7 protein-coding genes are annotated in these 6654 nt (G+C 63.5%); all 7 read left to right on the top strand.

Annotated features, from left to right (window positions below; all coding sequences use genetic code 11):
- Positions 1 to 770, top strand: a 770-nt coding sequence (locus Y708_RS22755; RefSeq protein ID WP_035775225.1) for a carbohydrate kinase family protein, incomplete at its 5' end; no start/stop codon positions are given.
- Positions 771 to 783: 13 nt separating this feature from the next.
- A complete protein-coding gene (locus Y708_RS0104195) occupies positions 784 to 1668 on the top strand; it encodes an aldolase (protein ID WP_028278960.1) in 885 nt (294 codons plus the stop codon).
- Entirely contained in the window at positions 1665 to 3092 is a 1428-nt protein-coding gene (locus Y708_RS0104200; protein WP_028278961.1) for a hypothetical protein, read from the top strand. Before Y708_RS0104195 ends, Y708_RS0104200 begins: the two co-directional genes overlap by 4 nt.
- Before the next feature lie 61 nt (positions 3093 to 3153).
- Entirely contained in the window at positions 3154 to 4440 is a 1287-nt protein-coding gene (locus Y708_RS0104205) for an ABC transporter substrate-binding protein (protein WP_028278962.1), read from the top strand.
- Positions 4437 to 5396 (top strand): carbohydrate ABC transporter permease, encoded by a 960-nt coding sequence (locus Y708_RS0104210; RefSeq protein WP_028278963.1) that lies wholly within the window; start codon positions 4437 to 4439, stop codon positions 5394 to 5396. Before Y708_RS0104205 ends, Y708_RS0104210 begins: the two co-directional genes overlap by 4 nt.
- A 4-nt stretch (positions 5397 to 5400) precedes the next feature.
- The gene (locus tag Y708_RS0104215; RefSeq protein WP_028278964.1) at positions 5401 to 6216 is read left to right on the top strand and encodes a carbohydrate ABC transporter permease; all 816 of its coding nucleotides are present in this window, start codon (positions 5401 to 5403) and stop codon (positions 6214 to 6216) included.
- Positions 6213 to 6654: aminopeptidase P family N-terminal domain-containing protein (locus tag Y708_RS29590; protein WP_035775226.1), on the top strand; the 442-nt coding region annotated here is incomplete at its 3' end. The genes Y708_RS0104215 and Y708_RS29590, both read left to right, overlap by 4 nt.

Here is a 6654-nt window from a genome sequence, read left to right on the forward strand (position 1 = left end):
CCGCCACAGCAGCCGTGGCGGCCGCACGGCTGGGAGCAACGACAGCCTTCGCCGGCGTCGTTGGGCTGGATGATGAGGGCGACAGAATCATCGCCGGCCTTCAGGCCGAGGGTGTCGACACCACCGCCGTCGTCCGGAACCCGCATCAGGCGAGCGGTGTCAGCGTGATCGTGGTGAGCACACGAAGCCAGAGCCGCGCCATCGTCACCCGGCCCGGCCCGCCGGTTTCGCTACCGGCCACGGGACCGTTCCGAGACGCTCTCGAGTCCGCTTCCTGGGTGCACGTGGATCACTGGGGCTGGCAGTCCGTCGCAGGGATCCCGGGCCTGAAACTCAGCGTGGACGCCGGCAACCCCATCGACGGATTCACCCCGGCGGACACAGACCTTTACGTCCCCACGATCGAGCGCCTCACAGCCGAGTACGGACAGGGGCCCAGCGAGCCGGAGCTTCTGCAGCGGGCAATCAACGACGGCGCCAGGACGGTCGTGGCGACCGACGGCGCCAACGGATCGTGGGTACACGACGGCACCGGCGAAGCCGTCCACATCCCCGCCCACCGGGCAAATATTGTCTCCACCCTGGGAGCGGGCGACGTCTTCCATGGCGCGCTGCTCGCCGCCGTCGCCGCAAACTACAACCTCGAGGACGCAGCAACCTTCGCCGGTCGCATAGCAGCCGCCTCCTGCGAAGGGCTCGATGGGCGCTCAGCCATCCCCCACGACCAAATTCTCCACCGATCCAACCTCCCCACCCCCACCAGCAACTGAAAGGCACCACGACATGCCGAACTTTGACCTCTCACCCCTCCAACGGCCGTCCGGCGCCTTCGCCATGCTTGCGGTGGATCAGCGCGAAGCGATGCGGAACATGTTCGCAGAACACCAGGACGAACCCGTCACCGATGACAACCTGCGCTCCTTCAAGCTGGAGGCAACACGTGTCCTGTCCCCCTACGCATCGGGCGTGCTGATCGACAAGCAGTTTGCCCTGGACGCCGCAATCGGGGCCGGCGTGGTCGCAGAGGGATGCGGTTTGATCGCCTCCGCCGACCACTTCGAACCAGCGCACGGGGAACTCGTCGGCGAAGTCAGCATCGATCGCACCGTAGACCCCCACAAGTACGCGGCACTCGGCGCGAAGGCCATGAAACTTCTGGTCCTCTACCGCCCTGACGAACCGGCAGAACAACGCATCGCCATGGTCAAGGAATTCGTGGCGCTCTGCCACTCCGCCGGACTCATCAGCATCATCGAGCCCCTCTCCCGCAAGCCGATCTCTGGCGAAGACTTCGACTGGAACGCGGGCATCCTCGCCGCCGCACACGAGCTCGGCTCCCTCGGCGCCGACCTCTACAAAGCGGAGGTGCCCTTCCGCGGCCAGGCATCGGAAGACGACGTCCGCGCCGCCTGCGCAGACATCACCCGGGCCGTCGACGGCCCGTGGGTAGTGCTCTCATCCGGAGTCCCTGAAGATATTTTCCCGACGGCGGTGCGCTGGGCCTGCCTCGAAGGAGCCAGCGGATTCCTCGCCGGCCGCGCCGTCTGGGCATCCTGTATCGGCTCCCCCAACGTCTCCGAATCACTGGCAACCAGTGCTGTCGACCGCCTCACCGCGCTATGCGACGTCGTCGATAATATTGTTGCCGCAGTGGAGCCGGTGCGATGAACCCGGCCGCTACCCGCCCCAGAGTCCTGCTGATCTCGACCGCCCGCCCCACCTTTGTGGTCGGCGTCGCCAAGGAATTCGCAGCCAGCGCCCGCACGCTCATCGAATCCCTTGGTGCCGACGTCATCGGCCCGCAAGACCTGGTGATGACTCCCGAGGATATCGACGCGGCGCTTCCCTTCCTCAAGGAGGAGGTGGACCTCGTTGTCAATCTCTGCGCCAGCTTTTCCGATGCATCCCCCGCCCTGGCACTCTATGAAGGGCTGAACCGGCCGGTTCTGCTGTGGTCAGTCCGTGAACCCGGCCCTGTGGGCGACCGCCTCTGGCTCAACTCCCTGTGCGGCTCCAACCTCTACGCGCACGCGCTGGTTCGGGCCGGCTCGCAGGTCCGGCTGCTGTACGGCAACCCGGACGAGCAGCACGTCGCGGCCTACCTTGCCCGGGGAATTGCCGGAGACCTCCCCGTTGGCGAACTGCTGGAACCGACCCAGCGTGAACGGGTTGACGAAGCACCGGTGCGATCGGCCCTCGAGACAATGCGCGGCCGGACCCTTGGGCTGGTGTCCGAAGCCCCAGCCGGATTCACCCCCAGCCAGTTCGACCCCGACATTCTGGACAGCCTTTTCGGGCTGCGGGTCGATCACCTGAGTATCGACGAGATGTTCTCCCGAATCGACGACGTCCAGCCCGACCATTGCTCCACCGAGCAGGCCGCAGCGCGAAGCGCCCAGCCCAGCCTCGGCGCGCTCGATCCGGAACACCTCACCAAGTCCGCGGCCACCACCGTGGCCATGCGCGAATGGGGAACAGCTAAGGATCTGTCCGCGATGGCCATCCGCTGCTGGCCGGAATTCCCCACCCAGCGCGGATTCTGCCCCTGCTCATCCCTCTCCCGCATCGCAGACGAGGGCACGCCCACCGCCTGCGAGCGCGACGTCTACGGCGCCGTGACCATGCTGCTGATGCAGACGCTCGGCTCCGGGCTGACCTACCTCGTGGACACCGTGGACCTGAACACAGAGAACAACAGCGTGCGGCTCTGGCACTGCGGATCCGCCGCTACCGCCCTCGCAGCCGATCCGGACGAGGCAACCCAGTTTGTGCACTGCAACCGCAAGATTGGAGTCGCCGGCAACTTCCCGCTGAAGACCGGTCCGGTGGTGATGGCCCGGCTCACCGAAAACAACACCGAAAACGGGCCGGACGGCCTCCGGCTGCTGATCGCAGCAGGCGAGTCCATCCCCGCCGTCAACCACTTCCAGGGCAACACCGCTGAAGTGAAGCTCGACGTCGACGCCCAGTCCTTCGTGAACTCACTTGTTGTTGGAGGCTTCCCACACCACACGGTACTGGCGTGGAAGGACATCCGTCCCCAACTACGCACAGCCGCAGACATTCTCGGCATCCCCGTCACCGAATGGTGACGGCCCACTCTCAACAGGCACCACTAACAGGCAACCAGCAGAACTCAAAGAGGAGATCACCGTGAGTCACGTAACGCGCAGGCAGGCACTTGGACTATTCGGAGCTTTGGGCATGGGAGCGGCCGTCGCTTCATGTTCCGGACCTGGGGGTGCGCCGGCAGGGCCAGCCACCGGCGTCGCGGCACCAGCTACCGGAGAGATCACCGGTGAAGTGTCATTCGCTCACTGGCGCGGCGAGGACAAAGAGGTTTTCGATGAACTGATCAAGAAGTTCGTCGCAGCCAATCCGGACGTCACCGCCACCCAGAACATTTCGACGTCGAACGACTACAACGCGCAGGGCCTGCAGAAGCTGAGGGGCGCCGCGATCGGTGACGCCTTCGCATCCTTCCGCGGTTCACAGTTCTCCAACTTCACTGAAGCCGGGCTGTACACAGACCTCACCGGCAGCACAGCGGCCTCCCAGTACGGGACCGAGCTGTTGGCCGCCGGTAAGTCCGGCGACCTTCAACTCGGTCTCCCATATCAGGTGGTGTTCCCCATGCCGCTGATTAACCTCGACATCTTTGACCGGGCAGGAGCAGATACCGCACCGAAGGACTGGGACGGCTTCCTCGGCACCTGCGAAGCTCTGATGTCTGCGGGAGTGACTCCGATTTCGTGGCCCGGCGGCGACGTTGGCAACGGTGGCCAGCTCTTCAACTGCATGATCGTCAATGTGGCACCGGCCGAGGATATGTGCGCGCAGATCGAGCAGGGCACGCTGAAGTGCACCGACGACTGGTTCATCGGAATGCTCGAGCAGTACCAGCAGCTCATCCCGTTCATCCAACCCAACTCCACCGGAACAGCGGTGGAACCGGCTCAGAACCTTTTCACGCAGGGCGAAGCGGCAATGCTGGCCACAGGGTCCTACCACCTCGCGGCGGTCCGCGGCCTTGGCGCGGAGTTCCCCATGGAGCTGATCTTCCCCAACACGTCAACCAGCGGCACCCCAAAGTTCGAAGGCGTGTACAACGCAACCTTCATCCTCGGCGTCAATTCGGGAAGCGACAATCAGCCTGCGGCGATGGAATGGGTCAATTTCCTCTCCGATCCGGAAAACGCGGGCTACTACGCAAACGAAACCGCACAGCACGTGGCAGTTGCCGACGTTGAGTACACCAACGAAGACCTCCAGAAGCTCAGCCCCTGGTTGACCAGGAATACCGCCCTGGCGCCGCGCTTCCAGTTCAACAACCTCGACGTTCGTAACGCAGTGGAGGCGAGCGCGACGGCGGTCATCGCAGGAACAAGCCCGGAGCAGGCGGCGGCCGAAGCACAGCAGATAGTAGATGAACGAGTATGAGCGTCAGCATCGGAGGCACCAAGCCGGCTACCCCGGCCGGGGGCAAAGCCGAGCATCCGCCGGGGAAGAAGCGGAAGTCGCCCACACGGGTCAGCCCGGCACTCTACCTGTTCCCGCTGCCAGCCATAGCGGTCACCCTGGTCTTCCTCGTCATGCCCACGCTGCAGGCGTTCCAGTACGCGTTGACGGACTGGAACGGATTCTCGGCGTCGTTCAACTACGTGGGCCTGGACAACTTCATCCGCGCCTTCACCGGTGACTCACTGTTCACCAACGCGCTGGCAAACAACTTGAAGTTCATGCTGGTTGTGGTGATCTTCCAGACGGCCCTTTCGCTGGTCCTCGCGATGATGCTTACCCGCAACTCCCGCGGGAGCGTCCTGCTCCGGGCGTTGTTCTTCTTCCCGACCATCCTCTCCTCGGTCTCCGTCGCCTTCATCTGGAAGTTCATCTACGATCCGAATTTTGGTCTGGCAAACTCGACGCTCGACGCCGTTGGGCTCGGTGCCCTGCAAAGCTCCTATCTGGGGAACGACACGCAGGCGCTCTACTGGGTGGCTGTGACGCAGGTGTGGTTTCATGCCGGCCAGATGATGGTGGTGTACGTGGCGGGGCTTCAGGGGATACCGCGCGAGCTGTACGAGGCCGCGGAGATTGACGGCGCAGGCAAGTGGCAGCAGTTCAAGTCCATCACCTGGCCACTGGTGGCGCCGGCGACAGCAATCGTGGTCGCCTACACCACCATTCAGTCCTTCAAGGCATTCGACCTGATTCTGGGTATCGCAGGGAACCCGCCAAAGGCTTCCCTCGACATCCTTTCCACCCGAATTTACAGCTCTTTCGCCAACGCTGAGTTTGGCTACGCCGCCGCGCAATCGATCATCTTCATGGCGTTGATCGCCCTGGTGACGTGGTTGCAGCGGCGAGTGCTCCGGCTAACCCAGAAACAGGAGTAACGGCATGCTTACCTCCCTTACCCGCCGCGGTTTCCTCGCCGTCTACGCGATCATCATCATCGTCCCGCTCACCATCGTGATTTTCGGCAGTTTCAAGTCAACACAGGAACTGTTCGATGGTCCGTTCAGCTTCCCGCAGTCACTGGCACCGGACGCCTACACCGAAGTACTCGGCGGCCAGAACCTGGGACAGTCCTTCATGAACAGCGCCATAGTGACGGCCTGCTCGGTGCCCATCACCTTGTTCCTGGCGAGCCTGGCCGGGTACGCGGTAGCAAGGATCCGCGGTTTCTGGTCCTGGGCGATCTTCGGTTTCCTGGTACTCGGAATGGCCATCCCCGCCCAAGCCAACATGGTTCCGCTGTACGTGCTGTTCCAGCGGATAGGACTGCTGGACACCCTGCTTGGGCTGGTTCTGGCGAATATTGTGTCCACACTTCCCATTGCCGTGTTTATCCTCGGCGGCTTCATGCGCACACTCCCGCGCGAGCTCTATGAGGCATCTTCGATCGATGGAACAGGTCCGTGGAAGACGTACTCAACAATCGCGATGCCCCTGTCGGCGCCGTCGTTGGCTGCCGCCGGAATTTTCCTCTTTGTCATTCATTGGAATGAGCTGCTGTACCCGCTGCTCTTCATTCAGTCGCCCGAAAACCGCACTCTTCCGTTGGCGCTGCTGAGCTTCCAGGGCGAATTCCAGACGGACTACCCGCTGCTGTTCGCCGGCGTCATCATGGCGTCGCTGCCGGTGGTGGTGGCCTACATCTTCCTGCAACGGTACTTCGTCGCGGGTATCACGGCTGGGGCAAGCAAGGGATGACCCTGGACATCGCAACCCGTTGGGATCAGCAGCTTCAATCACTCCAGCAGCTGGCACGCCGCCTCGGCGTCGACACCATGGTGCTCAAGGATCCGCTGAATCTCTCGTGGTTCACCGGAGCCCGCTGGCACGTGCCGCAGACGCTCAACCTGTCCTGTTTCGACGTCGTCGTCGAGGGTCTGCGGGGTGGATCACCGGGCGTGCGGGTGGTCACCAACACCATCGAGGCACCACGCCTCCGCGATACGGAGCTGGCTGGCACGGACGCCGTGTTCGACGTCGTCGGCTGGGCCGAGGACAGGGCGGCCAGGCTGCCGAAAGGTCCTACCGTCGCGGCCGACCACCCGCTGGATGGCTGCGTTGACGCAGCGGCTGAACTTGCTGCGCTCCGAAGGGTCCTCAATACCGACCAACGACGCCGGCTTGCCAACGTAAGTG

Source organism: Arthrobacter sp. H5, assembly GCF_000520595.1.
Taxonomy (GTDB): Bacteria; Actinomycetota; Actinomycetes; order Actinomycetales; family Micrococcaceae; genus Arthrobacter_D.

What these genes read in the sequence shown, in the direction of transcription:
- Y708_RS0104210 (WP_028278963.1), top strand. Translation starts at nt 4,437, where the DNA reads ATGAGCGTCAGCATCGGAGGCACCAAGCCGGCTACCCCGGCCGGGGGC.
- Y708_RS0104195 (WP_028278960.1), top strand. Translation starts at nt 784, where the DNA reads ATGCCGAACTTTGACCTCTCACCCCTCCAACGGCCGTCCGGCGCCTTC.
- Y708_RS0104200 (WP_028278961.1), top strand. Translation starts at nt 1,665, where the DNA reads ATGAACCCGGCCGCTACCCGCCCCAGAGTCCTGCTGATCTCGACCGCC.
- Y708_RS0104215 (WP_028278964.1), top strand. Translation starts at nt 5,401, where the DNA reads ATGCTTACCTCCCTTACCCGCCGCGGTTTCCTCGCCGTCTACGCGATC.